Source organism: Paenibacillus sp. MDV22-iso6 (assembly GCF_058408365.1).
In genome coordinates, this window is record NZ_JBZVDZ010000005.1 from 367,383 (window position 1) to 390,531 (window position 23,149).

The window sequence follows — 23,149 nt, forward strand, 5'->3', positions numbered from 1 at the left end:
TGCAAAGGCATTGTTATAAAAATAGGCACTTTTTCCTTTAAAAAGTCACAATTCGTTATCGTCAAATTGCACGGTGCCATCGTTCAGTGAACGAATGCGCACCAACGCTTCAACCGGGATACCCTGCTCACGAATAGTGCGCGCTCCGGCCTGAAAACATTTTTCGACCACGACACCGAATCCGACCAGTTCCGCACCCGAACGTTCGATAATTTTGATGACACCACGAGCGGCATCGCCATTCGCAATGATATCGTCAATAAACAAAATACGGTCATTCTCATGAATATATTCACGGGACACCATAATATCTGTTACGATCCCTTTCGTAAAAGAAGGTACTCTTTCACAGTAGGCGTCGGGGTCAGCCAAAAGTGTTTTTTTGCGACGGGCAAATACCAGAGGAACACCCAGTTCATGTGCGGCAGCAAAGGCGACCGGAATCCCGGAAGACTCCACTGTAATGACCCGAGTTACACCACTCTCACGAAAACGAGCGGCAAATTCACGTCCCATTTCCATCGTCAATGCAGGATCAATCTGGTGATTCAGCAGACCATCCAGCTTCAGCACCTGATCTGACATGACTACACCTTCTTGTAAAATTCGTTGTTTCAATACTTCCATAATTTGACCTCCCAAGCCTATCCTATGACGTAAAAGTATCATAGATCCGGCTATCAGTTCAAGCGAAATTGCCTTTGCTCTTGTCCAGAGCATAGAAATGACCCTATGTCACACTTCAATTGTCATGACTTTGATGGGTCAAGCATACCTTGTACCATGGCACCCGCATGTCCAAACTATTCAGGGGCCTGAGAGGGGAAACGCATGAAACAGGCATTTCGGGTGCTGCAGATCGCATTTACATACATTGGAACGGTAGTAGGAGCCGGCTTTGCAACAGGACAGGAGATATTGCAGTTTTTTACCCAGTATGGCAAATGGGCCACCATTACCATTGGCTTATCGACCATGCTCTTTGTCTGGTTAGGTACAAAAATGATGCTGATTGCCCATGATACCGGCTCGCGCTCATACGAAGATCTCAACAAGCATCTATTCGGTCATAAAGCAGGAAACTGGATTACCTGGGTTACCCTTCTTATTCTCATCGGAGTAAACAGTGTCATGCTGGCCGGAGCAGGGTCGGTCTTTGTAGAGCATCTGGGGCTTCATTACCAGACCGGACTGATTGTTACCCTTATCGGTACATATCTGCTGCTTGGACGGGGCATTCAGGCTATTCTGCAAATGAACAGTATCGTAGTGCCAATGATGCTCCTGCTCTCTCTGCTTATGATCACCAGCACCATACATCATCCCGGCGCAAACCGATTTATTACATTAACCACGGACAGCAATCCAATCCAGGTCTGGTTATCTCCTCTGTTGTATACTTCATTCAACCTGGCACTTGCCCAAGCTGTTCTTGTTCCGGTGGGGAATCAGATTCGCAGCCGAAAGGTACTGAAATGGGGCGGCGTTCTGGGCGGGATTGGTGTAGGATTCATGCTTATGGCAGCCCACTTCGCCATGTCAGCCCAGATGCCTGGCATCACGCAATTTGAAATTCCAATGGGCAGCATTGCCTTTCAACTTGGATGGGTAGTCCAGTCTATCTATGTATCCCTGATTTTTATGGAAATCTTCAGTACATTTGTAGCCGATATTTATGGAATGACCCTCCAACTCAGACAGCATGTCCACGTACATCCCAAACTAATCATACTGGCTATCATGCTGCTATGTTATTCGCTTAGCCAGTTTGGGTTCAGCTCCCTGCTCTCTATCCTTTACCCCATTTTCGGCAGTTTGGCACTGGTCTGGGGTGCAAAATTAGTAATGGATCGATGGGGAAGCTTTCGAGGTCGTAACAAACACCTATAACAACGTATTTTTGTTGCGAAGTATCATTTCCCTAAACATAAAAAAAGCCGCTGTTCACACAGCGGCTTCCTTCTTTTCCCTTTCCAGAAGTTAAAACTGGCTCGAGAATTGCAAATACATTTTTTTCAGTTCATTGACCGATCTACCCAAAGAGTAATGGGTTTTGGCCTTCTCGCATGCCGAACGAGCGAGCTCATAACGGTACGCCGGGTCAACCATCACCTTCTCCAGCGCTTCTGCCAGTGCAGACGGATCTTCTGAAGGCACCAGCAAGCCGTTACTGCCGTTCTCAATCTGTTCGGGTATGCCGCCAACATCTGTACCTACAAGGGCAAGACAGCTAAGCGCTGCTTCCGCGAAAACAGACCCGAACGCCTCCGCCCGTGAAGGAAGTACAAAGATATCAAAAAATGGCATGAATTCCTCAGGGTGCAGCGTGTAACCATAAAAAATAGTCTCATTATAAATGCCCAGCCGCTGGGCCAATTCTTCCAAGTCTGGACGGATCGGTCCGTCCCCAATAATATGAAGCACATAATCATGTCCCCGGGCTTTCAGTTCGGCACAGGCTTTGAACAGAATATCCAGCCCTTTCGCCGGAACCAGACGGCATACCGTGACCAACTGTGGTATCGCATTCTCATGGGGAATTGGCTTAAACCTTTTCTCATCAAAACCATTCGGAATCACACCGATAACATCGGGATGCTGTACATAAGGCGCCAGATAACGACGGAAAGAATCCGATACCGTTAACAATCGCTCCGCCTGGTGCTCCAGCTCACCATAGATGGCCAGCAGGAATTGATGCTCCGGTCCGTTCGGCTCAATGCGTCCATTCAGTATCAGCTCTCGCTCATAACTGGAGTGGATCGTTTGAATGAGAGGAACATCCGGGAAAACCTTCTTCATTGCAAGCCCCGCAATAGGATGATGGGCATGAATCAGATCGTAAGGCTTCTGAATACGCAGCTTGGTCCACCACAAATAATCCCGGTAGGTTTGCATATATTTTTGCACGACAGGACTATCCTGATACTGAGTCCAATCGAACGTCTCAAACTGGATATCTTCCCTGCCCTTGTTGCGAATTCGCTTAGGCAACGAGAACAGATCCATCTCCCACCTCGGGGTTGTAAACCTCTCTTGCATATACGGAATCATAGAGGATACACCTCCGGGCTGCTCCGGAGGAAAGAAAAGCGCCTGCAGCAATCTCACCGTTAGTTTCCCCCTTTCTAGCATAAATCTTTTCATTACATCTTCAATCATGATATATCAGAACATATGTTCAGTAAAGGTACAAAATGAGATTTCTTATCACTCGCTCATTTACAGCCGAATAATAGAATTCATTTCAATATCAATTGTACCATGTTGCATCTGACGCTGACGATATTACGAGTACTGTTAGGTACTAGGGGCAATTCCAATGGAAATCATCGCTCTCTGTCTGCCTTTATTCTACTATACGTTATCTTATTCATCTTGTTTGAGCGTACGCCCTCACTTCGGAGTCGTATATACAACATATTCAGAAGATGCTCGGCTAAGAAGCGGATGTATGATTTTGAAAGTTAAGCCTCTTTTGCCGACATACAAATGAAAGCCAGTGAGCAATGGTAGCCCCCGGCTTTTTGAATGTACTTCTTATGTTTGAATACAGCGTTTATACAGACAAGTGTGTGACCGCCTTCTCGTACGTACTGAAGCCGTCTGTCTCTCCCACAAAGGTATAGTCGTTACGCCCATAGAATGCGTTCAATGTCGCGTTCTCGGCTCCGCAATCCAATCGGACAATATGTTTGTCCTCAAACTGTATCCCGCTGCTGGACCATTGCAAAATCGCCCTTCCCAATCCACTCTGGGCGTACTTTCTGCGGATGGCTAATCGGTGCAGATAAAGTGCACCATCCCCGGCATGCGCTTTGCTTCCCCATAAGTGCACATCCCATGCACTTGGCTGGCTCATCAAAATAACCATGCCAGCTACGTCAGAACCCTTTTTAAATACAAATACGTCGCCACGCTGAATAGCCTCCGCCGTATTATGAGAATCCTCACCTTTTAACAACGCATTCCATTGAGAAGAGCCCTGGCTCCGCAACCACTCGGCTGTTTCCATGAGCAGGGACATCACATCCTCCGTGTCTTCCGGCTGAGCCTGCAATGCCTTAAATTCATCATTGATGTAGTCTGTTGTGATACTGAATGAGTGCTTCATGATTCTCCTCCACTTCCAGGTCTCTCTTAAACTAATGGTACTATACCGGGAAATGGCTTGTTCGTCAAAAAGAAAACAAAAAAGGCAAGAGGCTGTGCCTCTTACCCTTCAATCTTCGCTTCATCGATAATTTGATTACGATATAACATCGTGAGATGTAATGTATCAAACTCAAGCTCTTTGTCCAGCTCTCGCATCAGAACTTCAACCAGACTCTTTCGCTGAACACTTGTGCCGGGTACCTGATAATCAATATAGCCTGACAAATCCGCTTCTGAGGTATCAATCGTTGCTGTACCTACAGGTAACCCTCCGCGTTCTTGTAGAAACAGTTCATATACCCGAAACTCCCGATCTTTGCGCACCAACATGACATAACAGGCTTCTTCAGCAGCTTCAATCTCTTCGAGATCTTCTTCGGACTCTATCTCATCCTCATCCGCAAAATCCCGGTGCACCCATTCCGCCGATTCCATCTCCTGCCCTTGATGCCACATGCGGATCGTAATTGTATCGATGATTTCTTCATCCAGCTCTCGTACCAGCAGCTCGGCAGCCGCATCCTGATAATTCTCTGCCGGTTCATCATACCAATGGATCTCACCCTGCACATCAGCGCCATATTGTTTCAGAGAGGCTTCAGCCAGTTCTTGTCCATTGGCGTCATTAAATACATAGGTAGATATGCTGCGTCCGGCGCTTACCAGCTCCATTTCAAGCAAATGTTCCGGGTCTTCATATGTAAATGATTCGGCTTGTGAGCCAGGAATGACGTGTACTTCATTTACACCAGCCCGATCATTCTGTCCATCGTGACTGTAGCTATCTTCAGACCGTGACGACTGATTGAACATATCCGTTTGAGACTCTGGCTTCTGTAACACAGAATACAATGTACCGCAGCTTACAAGCACTTCATACTCAGCAGCACTTACCGCATCCGCGAGAGAACGAATATATTCGTGCACCTGCTCCACAATATATTGTTCTGTCTCGTCAGGTAGCGAATTCTGCTCAATCTGAAGGCTGCCGGATACCCGATCTCCTTCCCTGAACACAAGCAGCAGCGAACCCATATATTGACCGCCCACCATAATATCCTGTACTTCGCCACCTGATGTTCGAAGATCAGGAATCAGCTCTACTTTCAGTTCCATGCACCTGTCCTCCTCGGTTCCTAACGTTATTCTATTAGGTTACCCTTGAGAGCGACAGTTTATAAGATACAACGCTATTCAGATTTTAAGAGCGAACTATTAGACGGACAACACATATTTTTGGATAGCGTGGGCCACACCCTGATCGTTGTTCGAAAGTGTAACCTCATCCGCGGCTGCCTTGACTTCTTCCGGGGAATTGTCCATCGCAACCCCTTTGCCTGCAAAGGTCAACATGGTGATGTCATTGTAGTAGTTACCTACCGCCATGATCTCGGAAGGAAGAATTCCTTTTGCTTCGGCCAGTCTTTTTAGAGCTGCACCTTTGGAGGCTTCTGGATGCATAAGATCAATGAAAAAATCACCGCTACGCGTCATATAATATGGAAGATTCCAGGTCGACCACTCCTGTTGCACCGCATTCATCTGCTCGATGGGTCCAAACGCTGTGAATTTCGCAAGCGGCTCTGTCATATCCGCCCATTGCGGCAGCTTTAATGGCTCTGCCATGAAGTTTTGATACATTTCGCGTACCTGTAACTCCAAACCTTCGGGCTGATCCACATAGAGTCCAAACGCCGTGTTGATGTCAAAATGTACACCTTGCGCACGGCAGTAAGATATAAAAGGCTCCAGCCCCTGTCCATCCATGGCAAAATGGTGCACCACTTCACGAGTCTGAACCTGTGCAGTTACTGCCCCATTATGTGTAATGACATATCCGTCAAGTCCCATCTGCTCCATAAACGGGATCGTGTTCGCAGGACCTCTGCCTGAACACAGAACAATCTCAGCTCCCTGACGGGAAGCACGAATTAAGGTCTCTTGTGTCAATTCGGTAAGTTCATGATGATCATTAAGCAGCGTTCCATCGACATCCAGTGCGATTAATTTAATTGTCATTGTCTTCATTCCTTATCTGTAAAAGAGTCGCACCCACCCAAACCCTCCCTTCCGAGGGAGGGCCCCAGAGGGCTCTGCCCTCTGGACTCCCGTCTCGTTTACCGGCGGCGGTTTCGATCTTGCTATGTGACGGTCGGTGTGGGAGCGCTTGGTTGCCGGGTCTGCCGCTTGACAGCGGCGGCCCCGCCCAAGCTCAAGCGGGACCATTACGGGCAGGGCTTCGCCTTCTGCCCGGCTCCCTGCTCCGCTTCGCGAAGGACGGGAGCTGACGCACCTTTGGCACGGTGGGCAAGGCTTCGTACACTGCCCAGACTCCTTGCTTCGCTTCGCGAAGTAGGGAACTATTACTTCCGCAAACGTTCTAACTCGTCAGCGGTTAATTCGCGATAACTGCCAATTTCAAGATTGGCATCCAGCTCCAGGTCACCCATGGCAACACGTTTCAGATAAACCACACGTTTGCCAACAGCCTGGAACATTCTCTTCACCTGGTGGAACTTGCCCTCATGAATGATCAATGAAATGGAAGAAAACACGCCCTCATCCGTTTCCTCACGATCCAGCACAGTCAGTTCCGCAGGCAACGTCTCATATCCATCATCCAGCTGAATGCCGGCTTTGAATTTTTCAATATCTTCTTCTTCAACATTTCCCAGCACACGGGCTTCATACGTCTTGGGCACATGTTTGCGCGGGGACAACAGATCATGGGCAAGTGGCCCATCATTCGTTAGAATGAGCAGGCCCTCGGTATCTTTGTCGAGTCGTCCCACAGGGAACGGATCGAAGACACGCTCCTCTTTACGCAGCAGATCAATCACCGTTTTATCCCGATTATCTTCGGTTGCCGACACCACGCCAGGTGGTTTGTGAAGCATCAGGTAGATCATTTCACGATACACAATCCGCTCTCCGTCAGCTTCAATTACGTTTACGTCTGGATTAACCTGCACACCGCTGTCTTTCACCGGTTTACCGTCCACACGGATTCTGCCCTGTTTTACCATCTTTTTGAGCTCACTTCGTGACCCCACGCCCATATGACTCAATATTTTATCCAGACGCAGCGTTTGTTTGCCTTTTCCACTCATACCGATGTCCACCTCCAGCCTGCCGGATATTCATTTTTCAGTACACCATCCAGCCATTTCCCCCAGCCAGCCGCAAATCCGTCCACACACACCAACACATAACCTTTGGCCGCCGTATCTGCTTGACGTTCAACTCGTGATTCTTCGATGTTCAACGTCTCTCCTTTGAGATACCTTACTGCTTCACCGTCTGCGGAAGATAGGTTAACGGATCTCTGGGCTTCGGCTGCATTCAAAGCGCATGCAAGCGGATGAGAGGGCACAAATCGCCCATTCTTTACGGTACCCATAAACCACCCTGGTCGAATAACCTTGAGCCCTTCCAGACGGGCAGCACCCACAGAAGATTGATACACTCGATCGCCATAATACACCGTTTCTCCAGCAAGCTCGATTTCCAGATTTTCTTGTACAAATTGAGCATACACCGTTCCTGGATCGACATTTGCCTGGTCGGTTCCTCGTCCCTGAGCCCGTTCGTTTTTGCGACCACCACGTTCGTTTCCTGTGCCCTGTTTTCCCTGAGCCTTACCACCACGGGTATGCTTATCATCGCGTTCTCTAGATTCGGTTCTCATTAGACGTTCCCGTTTCCGCTCTTCTTTACTGATTGGTGCAGATACACGGATAAATGGTTCTACCAATTCACTTGGTTCGGTGAAATCTGCGCCCACTGCCTGTCCAATTTGTAAAACGCTGCCGTCTTCTTCTGCAAGAGATTCCCCACGATGCTGCAATACAGCAACATAATGTCCCTCCCCCTCCAACAGATGAGGCCACAACCTCGCGGTGCCACGCGTTTGGTCCAGCACAGATTCCGTCTCTTCTGCTTTCTCGGGCAACATCTGACGCACCCATTCCGGTCGTCCTGGAGCAAATCCTGCACTTTCCGGGATGTCATTCACCACAAAATCAGGATTGATGTTCAGAAATTCCGCTATCATCGCTTCATTTTCCTCTGGTGCAAATGTACATGTGGAATATACGATGGTACCCCCTGGAGCAAGCAGTTTGGCCGCAGTCTCCAGAATATCGCGCTGCATCAGCACACATTTTTCCACCGAATGATTCTCCCAGGATTTCACCATGTCCTCATCTTTGCGGAACATGCCCTCACCCGAGCAAGGCGCGTCGATTAAAACTTTATCAAAATAATGAGGAAATGCACTCGCAATCCGTTCCGGTGATTCATTCAATACAACGGCATTGCGTATTCCATACAATTCCACGTTTTTGGCGAGGGCTTTCGTACGTTCCGCATGGATATCATTCGTAACGAGCACACCTTTCCCCTGAAGCTTGGCAGCGATCTGGGTTGTTTTCCCGCCAGGAGCCGCACATAGATCCAGCACACGTTCCCCGGGTTTCACATCCAATAATTCAACTGGGGCCATGGCGCTTGGTTCCTGGATATAATACAAACCCGCATGATAATAAGGGTGTAACCCCGGCTTAACTCCATGAGGCACATAAAAACCCGTTCCGCACCACGGAATGGGTCGCATATCAAATGGAGCAATTTCCTTGAATTGTTCCAGCGATATTTTTAACGTATTCACTCTCAGCCCCGCATGTGGCGACTGCTCATAAGATTTCATAAATTGTTCAAATTCATCGCCTAACAAGCTTTTCATTCGCTCGGCAAATATCGAAGGCAGCTGTACAGCCATAATCCCACTCATCCTGTCTTGTTAAAATTGCATATAGTTCTATGTTATCATATCCGGGCAATGCTTTCCTATTGCTTCATACATATTCCACTACAGCGTGTAATGTAGTATAATGGCAAGTAGATTGATTGATGTGCAAAAATTCGGGTGTTTATGCATATTATCCCATCCCGTATTTTTGCCAAAACTATATTTCGATATGATCGATGGGGGATGTCTTAATGAAATCCAAGAAGAAAAAGAAAAGCGCTGCGATCCTTATTTTCCTGGGTATTTTCGTTGTTTTGATTGCAGCACTCGTCCTGGTGAACCAGCAATCCAAGAAACAAATGGACGCCGTGGGGAATGCTTATGGCATCGCCGCCTCCAAGCTTAATCCCGCAACACGCGAATTGCTGGACGATCCGAACTACCAACAAATCATTTTGCCTGATGATCTGAAAGCCAGAATTGATAACAAAGACAGCTTCTTTGTCTATTTCTTCGCCTCCGACTGCTCACACTGCCGTGCGACAACACCTCAGTTGATGCCACTAGTCGATGAGGAGGGGATTCAACTGCCTCAGTTCAATCTGCGTGAATTCGATTCCGGTTGGACCGATTATAACATTGAGTACACACCAACTCTGGTATATTATCAGGATGGTGTTGAGAAAGACCGCATGGTTGGCGGGCTGCAGGAAAATGGCAGTGCCAACGGTTATACACTGGATGACTACAAGCAATTTTTCGAGAAATATAAAGGCAGTGCCACTCCATCGGCAAGCTAATCGTATATTCCCTTAGCGGATTTGATGGACCCGCATGGATTATATTGTCCTTTTCATGGACAAGCTCTGGAATCATTCCAACCTTTAATGATGTCCTTTAATATCGAACACCCCGGCCAATTCCTCTAGAGGAACGGTCGGGGTGTTTTTTAAAGATCATATGTCTGAGAACATGTTAATGATAAAGTGAATGATGTCTTTCTATTACAAGCTTACTCACTCTGCAAGTTCTGCTCCTGCTGCAATGCTTTCATCTTCTCTTCATAGATTCGTCCACGTGTAGGACTCCGGCGTTGGGGAATATTAGGCTTCAGTTCAAGAGCTCGTTCTCGAACCTCCTGCACCAGTACCTCATCCTGAATCTGAATATGCAAGTCTCTGTAAGGAAACTTCTGCGGCTCAGGACCCGAAAGTCCATGAACCAGCTCCTGTACTTCCTGCACCAACGGTCCAAGGGCAATACCTCGCGAAGTTTCCGGATATGACTTTAACAGATCTACCGAACTCTGTAACATCATGCGTCCTCCGCGAAGGTTATCATTCCTGAAATGATACAGCCCCACTGCAATCTGCAACAATCCTTTGTACAGAGAATCTCGATCTCGTTCAAGCCACAGTTCTTCCAATACCTCATGGCATTCAAAGTAGTCCCGATCGCGATTGAAGTAGATCAGATAGTCAACATACAACGGCTCATAGCTGCTCATCCGGGTTTTCGCCCTTTCTAGCCGCATTCAGAAGTGCTTTCACATCATCCAGAAGGTCTTTTAACCCTTCCATATCATGACGCTCCCAGCAGTCATTGAAGCGCTTTTGTGCCTCTATCGCTTCGTTCACGAGGTGGTAGAAGTACAATTGATGTATGATGTTCAGCGTTCTTGATACAATATTGGAGTCATCTTCAAAGGCCTTTTGCGCCTCCAGAATTTGCAGACGGATCGCCGACATCTCATTATCGAGTACAAAAGCGGCTTCCGCCGTCTTTTTCAATCGTGCGCGCATATCATCCGGCAGACTCTCCCGAAACTTGTAACTAAGGGAGTGCTCGATCGTGGCCCAGAAGTTCATCGCCAGCGTCCGAATCTGAATCTCGGCCAGTACATTCTTCTGCCCAAGAGCCGTCTGAACAGGATACTCAATAATCATATGGAAACTGCGGTAGCCGCTTTCTTTGAAATTGGTGATATAATCTTTCTCGATTAATACCGTCAAATCCTTACGTCCACGTATATACTCGGCTACCCGCCGAATATCATCCACAAACTGGCACATAATGCGGATACCTGCAATATCCTCAATGCCTGTTTCCACCTGATCAAGCGGCACATTCAGGCGTCTGGATTTCTCCAGAATGCTGGATATTTTTTTGACACGACCGGTAACGAATTCGATCGGGGCGTATTCTTCCCTTTTCTTAAGCTCCGCCCGCATCGTTTTAAACTTAACTTTCAATTCCTCTACCGCTTGCTCATAAGGAAGTAAAAATGTACCCCAGTCTCTACCGTCCATGCTTATGCCTCCTGTCTCTATAGCTTCCCCTGTTCTTATCCATTATACATGATGTTAAGCGGGGGGAAGAGTCCCGTACGACATTACCCTCTTCCACGCTTCTAATTTCCAATCCGGGGAACTCCGAAACATTGCTTAACGATGCTCTGCACCGACAGCTTCCGAAATATGACTGTAACCGTCTTTGCGCAGCAATTCACGCAGTCCGGCATGAATGCGCCGGTTCACTTCAGGTCCTTCATAGATCAATGCCGTATATATTTCCACCAGGCTAGCCCCTGCTTTAATCTTTTCGTAAGCATCTTCGCTTGTGAAAATGCCCCCCGATCCGATGATTGGCAGTTTGCCTTCCGTCTGGCGATAGATTTGGCGAATGATTTCCGTGGAACGATCACGCAGCGGCTTGCCACTTAGTCCACCTGTCTCTTTAGCATGCTGATGAGACAGACCCTCGCGGCTGATCGTTGTATTCGTTGCGATGATACCGGCAACTCCACTATCTGCAATGGTACTTACCATATATTGAAGCTCCTGGTCATTCACATCAGGTGCGATTTTGACCAGTACCGATTTAACGGAACCGCCCGCTCTCTTGCGCTGCGTCTCCATCTCATTCATCACAGCGGCAAGCAATTCCTTCAGTTCATTCCCATGTTGCAGATTACGCAAATCCGGTGTATTTGGTGAACTGATATTCACCACAAACAGGTCCGCATAATCGTATAGCGCTCGAATGCATTTTGCATAATCCAAATGTGCTTCTTCATTCGAAGTCGCCTTATTTTTACCTATATTTACGGCCACTGGAATACGGCGCTCCGTGAGGCGTGCCAATTCACCCGCCATCGCTTCGGCTCCAAGGTTATTGAATCCCATCCGGTTCACCAATGCCTCATCGGGAGGCAGGCGGAATAACCGTGGCTGGTCGTTACCTGGCTGTGCAAGCGGTGTGACTGTGCCCACTTCCATGAAGCCAAACCCGATGGAAGAAAAGCCCGTTACAGCCTGTCCGTTTTTGTCCAAACCAGCCGCAAGTCCTACAGGTGTAGGAAAATGACATCCAAACATATCCACAGCCAGATCCGATGTTTCACGCACGCCATACATGACACGCAAACCGGAAGGAACCGGGCGAATACTCCCCATTCCACTGAGGCCGCCGATAATTAGATGATGGGCCTGCTCAGGGTCCATTTTGAACAACAAGGGTTTAGCAAGACTTCTGTATAACAAATCACTCACTCCGTTCTGGTCCGGTACGCTGAAAAAACTGCTTTCCGTCTTTTTCATATGTAAAAAAACACTCTATACACAAGTCTATCCGTTTCTTCTTCAAAAGGAAAGTAGTTTGAGCATAGACAGAAGGAATCGTATTATGCAAAATGCTCACAAGAAATCCACCCGCCTACTGGAAATGGCGAGTTGAATTCTTTACAATGGGAGCATGGCTACATCTATATAGCCTTATTCCATGAAGGAGGAACAGCCCATGGCTCCCAAACGCAAACCACCTACTTTGCAGCAAAAGAAAGATGAGGTCAACCGGAAAGCCATTATCTGGACCGCAGCCAGCGTCGGTGGACTGATCATTATCATTGGTGCGCTTATTATTATCGCCAACCTGTAAATGCTTCAACCGACTGTTTCTGCATCTACATACCAATCCAGCATGGATTTTACGTTTTCTTCGGTCTGAATCACTTGGTTTATCGTTTAATTCAACCAATGATACGTCTTATTCGGATTATTTTGCTTGGGAACAAGTGTGTACCGGTAGCGATCCTTCGCTTCTGGAACCATAGCTGTCTCTGGCAGCAGATCTTTCCCGATGCGTACCGGAGTTCCCTGAGGAGCAAGAGCAAATAGCTCTTCCACATCTTCAGTACTCATTCTCACACATCCAAGGGATTCATCCAGCCCGATACTGTTTGGCTCGTTGGTCCCATGGATGGCATAATTCGTCTCCGATAGCTGCATGCCCCTACTTCCAAATTCGCCATTAGAGCGACCATTTGGATTTACAACCTTGTCTGAAATGACAAACGAACCCTCTGGAGTGCGATCTCCTCCGAGCCCCACCTCGTAATTACGAATAATGGTGTCGCCACTAATCAGCGCAAGCTTATGTCTGCTCTTGTCCACGATGATTTCAAGCCGATCCTGTAAAAAAGGCTTTCCGCCTAACGTATCCACAAATGCAGCGTTTTTGCCTTGCGGCAAATCTGAACCTTCACGTGTTCCCTCACCTGTGTTTTTCCCTTTTCCCATTTGCCCTTGTTGATGCATGGCTAGTAGTGCCGAAAACATCCGGGTCATGCCAGGTGCAGTATCGCCCAGAATATTATTTGGAAACGGCTGGGCAAGTTGCGCCACACTTTTCGGCCAGCTACCGTTTTGTTTTTTATATGTAATCATTGCACTCGACAGAGCTGCAGCGGATTCCTGTTTGGCTGTCCAGGCTTGTGCCAGACGCTTGATCTCCGGTGATACTTCCGGCGGTTCACAGTTACACTGTTTGGCATCATAACTCTGTGCCGTTAATTTGCCACTGCTGTTTGTCTGAACGATGTATTTCACCGCCATATTTCGCTTCCATAATGTCCAGTTACCTGCGACCTGCATTCCAAGCACAGCCGATGTCTGTACTTTCGCACCAGAGCCTGACCATGCAGCTGCAAGTGCAGCCTCACCCTGGTCCCCTCCACCGAATGCTCCAGCTGTAAACACATTGGATTTTGCAACAAGAGCCAAGTCTTCCATCGGGTTATTCCCTGATTCGCTATCCATGGAATCGTCCGTCGATTCCAACGCTGAAGCCAAAGCCTCGGCTGCATCCCGATTGAAACCAGGAGCGTCTGCAGGTGGTAATCCTGCCAGTACAAGCAGCATAAGCAGGGTAAGCCACATCTTGCGAACACGATGTTTTTTCTCCTTTTGCTCAGCCATCTCAACCAGCTTCTCCTGATAATCCACCCATATATCTGCCGGTGCCTTGCTTCGTTCGAAAGCCTCGTAGACTTCACCCGCCTGTTGAAAACAATAGTTCGCCTTGGCTTCCTGCCCTTCACCCAAATATTCCTTACCGAGTAAATACCAGGCCATTTTATTATCTGGATGTTTCTTTACATATGTTCGTAGATGAGTATTTTGCATCCGATCCTCCATCATTTCGCCTTTTTCCGTTTCTATATATATCGGCAAATGATGACAAGAAATCCATAGGACTTGAGTACCCGGATCTAAGCCTCAACATTCGACAAAAAAAAGCACATTCGACTGTCCCAATGACAGAAGAATGTACTCTTGTATGTTCATATGAAAGGAATTAACCTTCTTTGTTGAAAGGTTCATCCGCAACTTTAATGGAGTCCGTAGGGCAGCCGTCGCAAGCATCCTGCATGTCGTCGAACAAGTCATCCGGAATTGCTTTGATCCCTTTGTTGGCATCTCCATCGAAGATCACTTCTGCCAAACCTTCATCATCATAGTCATAAATGTCTGGCGCCGTTGCTCCGCACGCTCCGCACGCAATACATGTATCTTTTTCTACCCAAGTAAATTTACTCATTACCAATCTCTCCTCCTATTATTCAAAAACGTACAGTATTTTTATCTAGAAACATATTAATACAAAGTAAGAGTTATTACAAATAATTTTAACAGCCTCAAGACTCCATTATGCCCTATTTAATCGAGACTTTGCAAATTATCTTTTTGCAGCGATGTTCCCCGGACTTTATGATTGCGCAGTAATACGGAAGGATCATCCCCCAGCATGCCAGCTGTAACGACAGCATTCTCACCAAATTTGTCACGTAACTGATCCATAATGCGAATCAGGTTTTCCTTCTTCGGTTTCTGCTCATATTCAAACAGATCAAGCTGTATCGCGGACTCCTCACGTGGAATCAGCGTTTGGAGGGTCACACCCAACATACGAACAGGCTTCCCGCCGCGCCAATGTTTCGCAAATAAAGCACAGGCCTCCCGGTATATGATCGAAGCATCTTCAGTAGGCACTTCCATCATCCGTGATCTCGTAATCGTCTTCATATCCGGTGTACGAATCGTAATCTGAATGCCCTGACTGAGCATTTCGTGCTTGCGCAACCGTCTGGCAACCTGGTCACTTATATTCAACAAAACCCGATGTACATCATCCATTTCAGATATATCCGCAGGCAGCGTTGTTGTATGTCCGATCGATTTGTTCGCTTCACGTTCAGCCTGAACTGCCGAATGATTAATGCCGTTTGCTGAATTTTTTAACCAAGAACCATTAATTCCAAACACATCGGTTAACATCCGCTCGTCTGATTTGGCCAGCTGGCCTATGGTTTCAATGCCCAGCTTCTTCAGCTTTTCCGCTGTCTTTTTCCCGATCCCAAACATCTCGTTACAAGGTCTATGCCACAAAATCTGAGGTACATCCCTCATCCGCAAAATCGAAATGCCATTAGGCTTTTTCAAATCAGAGGCCATCTTGGCAAGCAGCTTGTTGGGTGCAATTCCGATCGAACAGGGCATCCCCAGCTCATCCCGGATTCTGGTCTGAATACTTTCCGCAATCTCCAGCGGTGTACCAAACTGTCTGGACCCCGTAATATCGAGGTAACACTCATCGATTGAGGTCGCTTCAAGCAATGGTGTATAACTGTAAGCTATTTTCATGAATTCTTTCGAATACCTACGATATAAATGAAAATCCGGACGAATCACAATTAAGTCAGGACATTTCTTCAATGCTTGATGAACGACCATACCTGTGGAAATACCCCTGCTTCGTGCCGTGTAAGAACAAGTTACAATGACACCTTTGCGCACTTCACTACTGCCAGCAACTGCCGTCGCTTTTCCTCTATATAATTCCGGTTCCTCGGCTTCATGTACAGAGCAATAAAAAGCATTCATATCGACATGCAAAATCACTCGTCCGGCGGTAGGATAATATCGATCTACATTAATGTTGTTATGCGTTTGGTCTGAAGACATGATCCCCACCGCCCTTTCGTATACACAATTCCGTTACATGCAATCTCTACTCTATTATATCAAATTCCCTTATGTAAAAATCATTTATATCCCCTTGTTATCGGCGAGATTTAACGATCGATCGAATGATACCCCACACGGCAACGACGATAATAGCAATTATAATGAATGAAATAATTGTATTCTCCCACACAAAATGCATCCTCTTCCCTCCATTTATAAAGACAGGATTTGAATCCCTATGCAATCCTGGAATACTTGTATTTAGATGAAGCATAACATATTACAAGACTACGTTTACAGCTCACTTAACTCTACAATCCATCATTTGTTACACCAAATGGTGAATTCGATGTAGCATTTGGCGATAATGGTGCTATAATAATTAATTATACAAATTCACGATTTTAGGACAAATCTACACTTTGAATTTAATACAGTGTAGCGGTACAGAATCGAAGGATTCGTCACCAACATGCCCATATGTTTTTTAAACACACCATTAAACTTTCTAAAAAAAGCGCTTCATCTTAAAGGAGGATCTTCATGTCAAAGGCCATCTCCATCTTCGATACGACTTTACGTGACGGCACACAAGGGGAGGGAGTCAGCTTATCGGCAGATGACAAGCTCAAAATTGCCAAGAAGCTCGATGACCTGGGTGCTCATTATATTGAAGGCGGAATTCCAGGCAGCAACACCAAGGACATTGAGTTTTTCAAAAGAGTCAAGGAACTGAACCTGAACGCGAAGGTTGTCGCTTTTGGCAGTACGCGTCGTAAAGGTAGCATCGCCAGTGAAGACGCCAACTTGAAGCGCATGATTGAATCCGGTGCTCAGGCAGCGACTCTGGTAGGAAAATCGTGGGATTTCCACGTACACACTGCTTTGCAGACTACTTTGGAAGAAAATCTGTCGATGATCTACGACTCCATTGCCTATCTGAAACAAAACGATATGGAAGTCATTTTTGATGCAGAGCATTTCTTCGATGGATTTAAGAACAATCCAGAATATGCACAGGCTGTATTGACCAAAGCCCATGAAGCTGGAGCGGACTGGCTTGTAATGTGTGACACCAACGGTGGAACGATGCCGCATGAAGTGTACGAGATCGTGTCCACTCTCGCTGGACGACTTCCGCAAGCCCAGCTGGGCATTCATACACATAATGACTGTGAACTTGCTGTAGCCAACACCTTAAGCGCTGTACAAGCTGGTGCCAGACAGGTGCAAGGTACGATGAACGGTTATGGAGAGAGATGTGGTAATGCTAATCTGGCTTCCATTATCCCTAACCTGCAACTGAAGCTTGGATATGAGTGCGTTTCTGAGGATTCAATGAGACAGCTCACGAATGTTGCCCGTTATGTCAGTGAGATTGCCAACGTAAATATGCCAATCAACCAGCCTTATGTCGGAAATGCTGCTTTCGCTCACAAGGGCGGTATTCACGTCTCTGCCATATTGCGTGATTCCCGAACTTACGAACACATCGTTCCTGAGTTGGTTGGTAATAAACAGCGTGTGCTCGTCTCCGAACTGGCAGGACAAAGTAACATTGTGTCCAAAGCACAGGAACTGGGTCTTGAATTCGATCCAAGCAGTGCCAACTCACGTCAGATCATTGAGAAAATCAAAGATCTGGAACATCAGGGCTATCAGTTCGAAGGCGCCGATGCCTCTCTTGAATTGTTGATTCGTGAAGCCAACGGTGACATGAAAGAATTGTTTACCTTTGAATCGTTCAAGATGCTTGTTGAAAAAGTGGCTGGCAAGTCTGTTGTTTCGGAAGCCTTTGTTAAACTTAACGTAGGCGGAACAAGTGCGTACACCGCAGCTGAAGGCAACGGTCCGGTTAATGCACTGGATAACGCACTTCGGAAAGCGCTTGTGCAGTATTTCCCTTCCCTTGCCAACATGCATCTGTCCGACTATAAAGTACGTGTTCTGGATGAGAAAGATGCTACTGCCGCGAAGGTTCGTGTATTAATTGAATCCAAAAACACAGAAAACACATGGAATACGGTCGGTGTATCCGAGAACGTGATTGAAGCGAGCTGGGAAGCCCTCGTACACAGTTTCCGTTATGCCCTTCTTCAGGAAAAATTGCAGGACAAGCCTGGCGTAGTCAACATCCCTGCTCACGGACTAAGCAACCATTAATGCATATTTCCCGGAAAATAAAAGAAGCGCCTGTCTCCAAAAAACATTGGAAGACAGGCGCTTTTGCTTCTCGCTTGGCTAATCCTCAATTAACTCCTTGATTTTGCGCTCCAGCTCTTTCTCAGGCAAAATCCCCAAAATAATTTCCTGAACGACACCTCGGGAATCAATCAGTACATTCGTCGGAAAAGCTAAACCGTTATATTTGGCATATGCTGTTCCGTCTTCATCAAGCAGAATAGGGAACGTCAGTTTGTATTCATCTACAAAAGCTTTGGCATCCCTGATTTTATCGTACGAAGTTACATTCACACCGTAGAGATCCAGTTTCTCCTTGTATTTCGCTGCCAATGTATTGAGCGCAGGAGCTTCCTGCTTGCACGGTTCACACCAGGATGCCCAGAAACTGACGAAGATGGCCTTTTCCTTGGCTCCACCTACAGCGTAGGTTTTCCCATCCATGGCTTTCAAAGAGAATGCTGGTGCCAGTAAACCCGCTTTCGGCCCCGTCTCCGTCGGCATTGGCTCCTCTTGCTTAAACACGGCTGCGATTCCGTTATCTGCATTTTGGGCCAAAGCAATGCCCACAAGCAAAACAACACCCAGCAGTATGTATATATTTCGTTTCATGACCAGCCACCCTTTTGTATAATCAAACATATTGAGATTCACGCTCTTCTAACATGTGAGATATTTCAAGATCTCTATCATATTGTACCCTTTTCCTTTAAAATTTTACAATCGGAGTCACACAAAATAAAATAAAAAAGGACTCCTGCCGAAGCAGGAGCCAAAGAGAGAGGGGTGAATACAAATGGCAGCACTTCACGGGCAGCAAAACACCTTATACATCCCTTCCTCCGTAGAACAGGAGATGTCTAAGTACATGTTCGCTTTACTGCCACAGGAAACCTGCGGGGTTGTGCTGGGTGAAGCCGCAGCGGGCGGCATACGAATCAGTCGGTTTCAGCCCATTCGTAACGTAGCGCCTGACCCGCTGCACCATTTTGCATTGGATGATGCAGAATGGATCCGGTGTGTGTTCAATGAGCCACAACTTATCGGACTCTTTCACTCCCACCCCCGAACCACTCCCGTACCTTCCAATGAGGATCTGCGTAACCTACCGATTTTCGCCAGACTACTCCAGGTATATTTTATAGGCTCGCCTGATCAGACAACTGGTACACAATCAAAGATGCTTCTAAATGGTTATCAAATTCATTCAAATGTTGATTCAAGCATTGGAATGAGCCATGTCCAATCATACAGCTTACAGCCCGCCCAGCTATGCGTGACTTAACTGGGTGTACAGATCACCCAATGTTTCTACATTTTTGCGAGACATATCCTCCAGGTAACAGGACCATAACTGTGCAGTCATTTTGGCGTCCTCCAAAGCGTGGTGGCGTCCATAGATCGGAATGCTTTTGGATTCCAGCAATTCATCCAGACCATAGCCCGGCCTGTTTGGTTCTAGCCAACGTGCCAGCATCATCGTATCGATGAGCCGGTGCGTTAACCTTACTTTGGATGTCCGCCACAAGGCCGCATTCAGAAAAGCCCGATCATGCGCGCTTGCATGGGCAACCAGTACACTCCCGCCAACAAAAGACATGAAGTCATGCAAGCCTTCTAGCAACGACGGAGCATGCATCGTCATTTCCTGAGTAATTCCCGTCAATTCAGTAATATGTTCCGGAACGGAGACTTTGGACTGAACCAACGTATAGAACTGCTCATTCTCCAACATCACACCGCCATTAATACGCACCGCCCCAAAGGAAAGGATCTCATCCCCATGCTGAGGAGAGAAGCCCGTCGTTTCTAGATCGAATACGACAGCATTCAATTCGTTCAAGGGTGTGTGCAGTACCTCGGGTCTGCGCTGTTCTCTCATCATCGAACGGATGAACGCCATATGTTGCGCCGTAGGGGCTCCCATTATGGAAGCGATGGCGGAAGGAACCCCTCCCTGGCGCAGCGAATTCCAGAATCCAGTATTGCCCCTTGCCGGCTCTCTCATGGACGTCTCCTTTCTGCAAAACGAAGTTGTCTTTGCAGCGCACGATGTACTCGCCGCACCAACCCTAACGTATCCCGGAGTTCATAAAGCATTTGTTTTTCCTTCAACTGTCTCTCATTTAGGAAACCACCGCTATGCTGTAACCCCTGTTTAATCACAACGGGTGTACTGCGTCGCAGTTTCAAAGCCGTCATAAAGGCTCGCTGAGCTGAATCCAGCAAAGTAAGCGGAACTGCTTCGAGTGATACCAATCTCTGAATCCGCTTGAGCGTGGACGTTTCTTTGATACCGTGCTGTAAAGCCAGAAAACGCGCACTGTTCACCAGCGGAATATACAAGCCGTATTTCACATCGAATCCACCTGCATGTTCACCGAATCGTTCGGTCACTACCCTTCCGAGGATGTTCAGTGTTGCCTTATGTTTAACGGTATTGCGCAGCACAGCATCAGAAAGCTCAGGAACCGATCTGAATCCTTCGTAAAATGCAGAAATCCATTCCTCCGCAAGCTGTGGCTCACCTGCAACAAAACGCATGTCTGAAGCGATAATCAGATTGCGAACCGGCTCCCATGACAGGTCCGATCCCCATGCTTTCAGTTGTTCCTTCCATGACTCCAGCGTTTTCCTCCATAAAGGCTCCGAGCACATCACTTTGCCTTCACATTTGGCGTAGCCAAGTGCCTCCAACATATCGGTCATTCGAAGTCCAAGTTCGGCAAAATATACCTCTTTCCCCTCATCCGGGGTATCGCTGATAATCATGCCATTATCCTGATCACTCCATAACGTCGCTTCTTGCCTGCCGGAACTGCCAAATACGATAAAGGCATAGGGGACGGGAGGTCGGCCTAAGCCTTCCTCTACCATCCCCTGGATGCATAACTCTACTGCCCGCCGAGCAACCCTGTCATGCAGTTCATTTACCGTCTGGTACCATTCAATCGGCGACAAGGAAGCGGACAACAGTTCCTGGAGCTCATTCTGCAATATCACACGTGCCTGGCGCAGTTCTTGAGAAGATGCCGCACCATCTATTCCCTGATAGGACCAGGATTGATTTATATACGGGATGGGTTCCATCATGTCCAGCCTCCTTGAAGCATGATTCAGCAATCATTCCTCTTAGGAGCTGAACGTACCGCCATTGGATTTAGTTTCTACATTTTTCATTTGTTCAGGGTACCCGTAAGTACCATGCTCACTTAAATCCAGACCCATCGTTTCTTCTTCTTCCGTTACACGGATTCCCATGATAGCTTTCATACCACCGAGAATAATGAAGGACATAATCAGTACGAAGGCAAATGCGCCTGCCAGACCCAGAAGCTGAACGCCCAGTTGGTGGAAACCGCCACCATAGAACAGACCCGCTTGACCTACGCCTGCATTCTCAGCCAGTTCTGGTGTTGCAAACAAACCTGTGGAGATCGCTCCCCACATACCGGCAATACCGTGTACAGAGAAGGCGTAGATTGGATCATCAATTCCTTTACGCTCAAAGAATTGAGCAGTGAAGAATGTGATAATACCTGCCAGAGCACCAATAACCAGCGCTGCCCATGGTTCAACGAAAGCACAAGCACCTGTGATGGCAACGAGTGCCGCAAGCACCCCGTTCAGCATGCTAGGAATATCAGATTTACCCAATACAGCCCATGAGATCAACAGTGCTGCAACACCACCAGCAGCCGCAGCTACGTTTGTAGTCAATGCTACATAACCGAAGAATCCATCACCCATGGCAGATAATGTACTACCTGGGTTGAAACCGAACCAACCGATCCAAAGGATAATTACACCGAGTACCGAATAAACTTGGTTATGACCTGGAATGATGTTAGGTTTACCATCTTTGTTATATTTTCCGATACGCGGCTTCAACAAGATGGTAGCTACCAGTGCGGCAGTTGCACCTGTCAAGTGGACAACCGTCGAACCTGCAAAGTCTTGCATACCAAGCTCAGCCAACCAGCCGCCGCCCCATACCCAGTGAGCAACAACCGGATACATGATAATGGTGTACAGCGTACCGAAAACGATATATACACTCATCTTTGCACGTTCAGCCATACCACCGCAGGCAATGGCCAGGGATACTGCTGCAAAGGCAAGATGGAATACAAACTTGATTGTTAGCGGAACATCAGAGAAGGCCAGTGATTCGAACGAAGCAGCCATTCCGTCCCCACTCAGGAAAAATCCGGTTGTTCCGAAGAAACTGTTACCATTACCGAAACCAAGACCGAAGCCTAGAGCCCAGAAGGCAATAACTGAAATTCCCAATGTCAGGATTGTTTTACCCGCAATGTGTCCTGCGTTTTTCATTCGAGTTGAACCCGCTTCAAGTAAAGCAAATCCCCCTTGCATCAGGAAAACCAGCACAACAGCCAGAAACGTAAAGGCTGAGTTCAGACCGCTTTGAAGTTCGATGTTAGTCGGCCCCTCCGCAGCTGCAAATGCGCTGACCGGGAAAGCCAATAAAGTAAGCATTATTAACACCGAAACCAACCATTTCTTTCTCATATACCCCACTCCCTCTTATGTTAAGTTTCTTCACATATCGTGAAACTCTTAATGCCATTATAAGCAGAAGACAGGAAAGTTGACAAGAGTATTTTCAGCAAAATTGAAAAATATTTCTGGGAATAAAGTCATACGTCTTTTTCTTGCACTTAAGTACATAATCATGTCCCATGAGTACATAGATATAGAAACGCAGCTTGACAGCCGCCAAAGCGTAACGTTTGAC

The 23,149-nt window shown here is 47.1% G+C and carries 22 protein-coding genes; 5 read left to right on the forward strand and 17 right to left on the reverse strand.

The annotated features are described in order from the left end of the window. Positions 1 to 45: 45 nt before the first annotated feature. Entirely contained in the window at positions 46 to 627 is a 582-nt protein-coding gene (locus AC4PM4_RS16580; RefSeq protein ID WP_063564778.1) for a xanthine phosphoribosyltransferase, read from the reverse strand. 204 nt (positions 628 to 831) lie between these two features. Between AC4PM4_RS16580 and AC4PM4_RS16585 the strand changes: the two genes are divergently transcribed. Continuing rightward, positions 832 to 1,890 carry a YkvI family membrane protein gene (locus AC4PM4_RS16585; protein ID WP_063564779.1) on the forward strand — a complete coding sequence of 353 codons (1,059 nt, stop codon included), beginning with the start codon at positions 832 to 834 and terminating at the stop codon, positions 1,888 to 1,890. Between the two features lie 90 nt (positions 1,891 to 1,980). Here AC4PM4_RS16585 and AC4PM4_RS16590 read toward each other — a convergent pair whose 3' ends face one another. From AC4PM4_RS16590 to AC4PM4_RS16615, 6 genes are all read right to left on the reverse strand, one after another. Beyond that, positions 1,981 to 3,111: a glycosyltransferase family 4 protein gene (locus tag AC4PM4_RS16590; RefSeq protein ID WP_063564780.1), complete on the reverse strand. Its 1,131-nt coding sequence runs from the start codon at positions 3,109 to 3,111 to the stop codon at positions 1,981 to 1,983. A gap of 448 nt (positions 3,112 to 3,559) precedes the next feature. Next, positions 3,560 to 4,114, reverse strand: coding sequence for a GNAT family N-acetyltransferase (locus tag AC4PM4_RS16595; RefSeq protein WP_072732310.1), 555 nt, complete (start codon positions 4,112 to 4,114; stop codon positions 3,560 to 3,562). 101 nt (positions 4,115 to 4,215) lie between these two features. Further along, a complete protein-coding gene (locus AC4PM4_RS16600) occupies positions 4,216 to 5,271 on the reverse strand; it encodes a hypothetical protein (protein ID WP_063564782.1) in 1,056 nt (351 codons plus the stop codon). A 99-nt stretch (positions 5,272 to 5,370) separates the two neighbouring features. Next, positions 5,371 to 6,174, reverse strand: coding sequence for a Cof-type HAD-IIB family hydrolase (locus AC4PM4_RS16605; RefSeq protein WP_063564783.1), 804 nt, complete (start codon positions 6,172 to 6,174; stop codon positions 5,371 to 5,373). 344 nt (positions 6,175 to 6,518) lie between these two features. Continuing rightward, a complete protein-coding gene (locus tag AC4PM4_RS16610; RefSeq protein WP_491614065.1) occupies positions 6,519 to 7,265 on the reverse strand; it encodes a pseudouridine synthase in 747 nt (248 codons plus the stop codon). Then, positions 7,262 to 8,935 carry an RsmB/NOP family class I SAM-dependent RNA methyltransferase gene (locus tag AC4PM4_RS16615; protein ID WP_400343511.1) on the reverse strand — a complete coding sequence of 558 codons (1,674 nt, stop codon included), beginning with the start codon at positions 8,933 to 8,935 and terminating at the stop codon, positions 7,262 to 7,264. The genes AC4PM4_RS16610 and AC4PM4_RS16615 overlap by 4 nt, the downstream gene beginning before the upstream one ends. Positions 8,936 to 9,156: 221 nt before the next feature. Between AC4PM4_RS16615 and AC4PM4_RS16620 the strand changes: the two genes are divergently transcribed. Next, positions 9,157 to 9,705 carry a thioredoxin family protein gene (locus AC4PM4_RS16620; protein WP_064639191.1) on the forward strand — a complete coding sequence of 183 codons (549 nt, stop codon included), beginning with the start codon at positions 9,157 to 9,159 and terminating at the stop codon, positions 9,703 to 9,705. 212 nt (positions 9,706 to 9,917) lie between these two features. Here AC4PM4_RS16620 and AC4PM4_RS16625 read toward each other — a convergent pair whose 3' ends face one another. From AC4PM4_RS16625 to AC4PM4_RS16635, 3 genes are all read right to left on the reverse strand, one after another. Further along, the gene (locus AC4PM4_RS16625; RefSeq protein ID WP_063564787.1) at positions 9,918 to 10,412 is read right to left on the reverse strand and encodes a DUF309 domain-containing protein; all 495 of its coding nucleotides are present in this window, start codon (positions 10,410 to 10,412) and stop codon (positions 9,918 to 9,920) included. Beyond that, the gene (gene yjbM / locus AC4PM4_RS16630; RefSeq protein WP_053783647.1) at positions 10,399 to 11,214 is read right to left on the reverse strand and encodes a GTP diphosphokinase; all 816 of its coding nucleotides are present in this window, start codon (positions 11,212 to 11,214) and stop codon (positions 10,399 to 10,401) included. The genes AC4PM4_RS16625 and yjbM overlap by 14 nt, the downstream gene beginning before the upstream one ends. A 135-nt stretch (positions 11,215 to 11,349) precedes the next feature. Continuing rightward, positions 11,350 to 12,447 (reverse strand): quinone-dependent dihydroorotate dehydrogenase, encoded by a 1,098-nt coding sequence (locus AC4PM4_RS16635; RefSeq protein ID WP_079694941.1) that lies wholly within the window; start codon positions 12,445 to 12,447, stop codon positions 11,350 to 11,352. Between the two features lie 256 nt (positions 12,448 to 12,703). Between AC4PM4_RS16635 and AC4PM4_RS16640 the strand changes: the two genes are divergently transcribed. Beyond that, positions 12,704 to 12,841, forward strand: a complete 138-nt coding sequence (locus tag AC4PM4_RS16640) for a hypothetical protein (RefSeq protein ID WP_162842436.1) — start codon at positions 12,704 to 12,706, stop codon at positions 12,839 to 12,841. 86 nt (positions 12,842 to 12,927) lie between these two features. Here the strand turns inward: AC4PM4_RS16640 and AC4PM4_RS16645 are convergent, their stop codons facing one another. From AC4PM4_RS16645 to AC4PM4_RS16655, 3 genes are all read right to left on the reverse strand, one after another. Beyond that, entirely contained in the window at positions 12,928 to 14,367 is a 1,440-nt protein-coding gene (locus AC4PM4_RS16645) for a L,D-transpeptidase family protein (RefSeq protein ID WP_072732308.1), read from the reverse strand. 172 nt (positions 14,368 to 14,539) lie between these two features. Further along, positions 14,540 to 14,782 carry a ferredoxin gene (locus AC4PM4_RS16650; RefSeq protein ID WP_024629252.1) on the reverse strand — a complete coding sequence of 81 codons (243 nt, stop codon included), beginning with the start codon at positions 14,780 to 14,782 and terminating at the stop codon, positions 14,540 to 14,542. A 119-nt stretch (positions 14,783 to 14,901) separates the two neighbouring features. Continuing rightward, on the reverse strand, positions 14,902 to 16,206 hold the full coding sequence (locus AC4PM4_RS16655; RefSeq protein WP_072732307.1) for a DNA polymerase IV: 1,305 nt from the start codon (positions 16,204 to 16,206) through the stop codon (positions 14,902 to 14,904). A 546-nt stretch (positions 16,207 to 16,752) separates the two neighbouring features. Here AC4PM4_RS16655 and cimA point away from each other — a divergent pair. After that, the gene (cimA, locus tag AC4PM4_RS16660; protein WP_269055319.1) at positions 16,753 to 18,372 is read left to right on the forward strand and encodes a citramalate synthase; all 1,620 of its coding nucleotides are present in this window, start codon (positions 16,753 to 16,755) and stop codon (positions 18,370 to 18,372) included. 78 nt (positions 18,373 to 18,450) lie between these two features. Here the strand turns inward: cimA and AC4PM4_RS16665 are convergent, their stop codons facing one another. Beyond that, on the reverse strand, positions 18,451 to 19,002 hold the full coding sequence (locus AC4PM4_RS16665) for a TlpA family protein disulfide reductase (RefSeq protein WP_072733430.1): 552 nt from the start codon (positions 19,000 to 19,002) through the stop codon (positions 18,451 to 18,453). A 184-nt stretch (positions 19,003 to 19,186) separates the two neighbouring features. Between AC4PM4_RS16665 and AC4PM4_RS16670 the strand changes: the two genes are divergently transcribed. Beyond that, entirely contained in the window at positions 19,187 to 19,675 is a 489-nt protein-coding gene (locus AC4PM4_RS16670) for a M67 family metallopeptidase (protein WP_491614066.1), read from the forward strand. Here AC4PM4_RS16670 and AC4PM4_RS16675 read toward each other — a convergent pair. The 3 genes from AC4PM4_RS16675 to AC4PM4_RS16685 are packed head-to-tail and all read right to left on the reverse strand — an operon-like array spanning position 19,661 to position 22,923. After that, positions 19,661 to 20,398 carry an exonuclease domain-containing protein gene (locus AC4PM4_RS16675; protein WP_063564793.1) on the reverse strand — a complete coding sequence of 246 codons (738 nt, stop codon included), beginning with the start codon at positions 20,396 to 20,398 and terminating at the stop codon, positions 19,661 to 19,663. The genes AC4PM4_RS16670 and AC4PM4_RS16675 overlap by 15 nt on opposite strands. Continuing rightward, entirely contained in the window at positions 20,395 to 21,489 is a 1,095-nt protein-coding gene (locus AC4PM4_RS16680) for a DUF294 nucleotidyltransferase-like domain-containing protein (RefSeq protein WP_465118277.1), read from the reverse strand. Before AC4PM4_RS16680 ends, AC4PM4_RS16675 begins: the two co-directional genes overlap by 4 nt. Positions 21,490 to 21,522: 33 nt before the next feature. Next, a complete protein-coding gene (locus AC4PM4_RS16685) occupies positions 21,523 to 22,923 on the reverse strand; it encodes an ammonium transporter (protein ID WP_063564794.1) in 1,401 nt (466 codons plus the stop codon). Positions 22,924 to 23,149 lie beyond the last annotated feature (226 nt).

Coding starts and splice junctions, on each gene's coding strand:
- AC4PM4_RS16665 (WP_072733430.1), bottom strand. CDS start 19,002: ATGAAACGAAATATATACATACTGCTGGGTGTTGTTTTGCTTGTGGGC.
- AC4PM4_RS16585 (WP_063564779.1), top strand. CDS start 832: ATGAAACAGGCATTTCGGGTGCTGCAGATCGCATTTACATACATTGGA.
- AC4PM4_RS16640 (WP_162842436.1), top strand. CDS start 12,704: ATGGCTCCCAAACGCAAACCACCTACTTTGCAGCAAAAGAAAGATGAG.
- AC4PM4_RS16670 (WP_491614066.1), top strand. CDS start 19,187: ATGGCAGCACTTCACGGGCAGCAAAACACCTTATACATCCCTTCCTCC.
- AC4PM4_RS16605 (WP_063564783.1), bottom strand. CDS start 6,174: ATGACAATTAAATTAATCGCACTGGATGTCGATGGAACGCTGCTTAAT.
- cimA (WP_269055319.1), top strand. CDS start 16,753: ATGTCAAAGGCCATCTCCATCTTCGATACGACTTTACGTGACGGCACA.
- AC4PM4_RS16595 (WP_072732310.1), bottom strand. CDS start 4,114: ATGAAGCACTCATTCAGTATCACAACAGACTACATCAATGATGAATTT.
- AC4PM4_RS16625 (WP_063564787.1), bottom strand. CDS start 10,412: ATGAGCAGCTATGAGCCGTTGTATGTTGACTATCTGATCTACTTCAAT.
- AC4PM4_RS16685 (WP_063564794.1), bottom strand. CDS start 22,923: ATGAGAAAGAAATGGTTGGTTTCGGTGTTAATAATGCTTACTTTATTG.
- AC4PM4_RS16645 (WP_072732308.1), bottom strand. CDS start 14,367: ATGCAAAATACTCATCTACGAACATATGTAAAGAAACATCCAGATAAT.
- AC4PM4_RS16620 (WP_064639191.1), top strand. CDS start 9,157: ATGAAATCCAAGAAGAAAAAGAAAAGCGCTGCGATCCTTATTTTCCTG.
- yjbM (WP_053783647.1), bottom strand. CDS start 11,214: ATGGACGGTAGAGACTGGGGTACATTTTTACTTCCTTATGAGCAAGCG.
- AC4PM4_RS16675 (WP_063564793.1), bottom strand. CDS start 20,398: ATGAGAGAGCCGGCAAGGGGCAATACTGGATTCTGGAATTCGCTGCGC.
- AC4PM4_RS16580 (WP_063564778.1), bottom strand. CDS start 627: ATGGAAGTATTGAAACAACGAATTTTACAAGAAGGTGTAGTCATGTCA.
- AC4PM4_RS16650 (WP_024629252.1), bottom strand. CDS start 14,782: ATGAGTAAATTTACTTGGGTAGAAAAAGATACATGTATTGCGTGCGGA.
- AC4PM4_RS16655 (WP_072732307.1), bottom strand. CDS start 16,206: ATGTCTTCAGACCAAACGCATAACAACATTAATGTAGATCGATATTAT.
- AC4PM4_RS16610 (WP_491614065.1), bottom strand. CDS start 7,265: ATGAGTGGAAAAGGCAAACAAACGCTGCGTCTGGATAAAATATTGAGT.
- AC4PM4_RS16615 (WP_400343511.1), bottom strand. CDS start 8,935: ATGGCTGTACAGCTGCCTTCGATATTTGCCGAGCGAATGAAAAGCTTG.
- AC4PM4_RS16600 (WP_063564782.1), bottom strand. CDS start 5,271: ATGGAACTGAAAGTAGAGCTGATTCCTGATCTTCGAACATCAGGTGGC.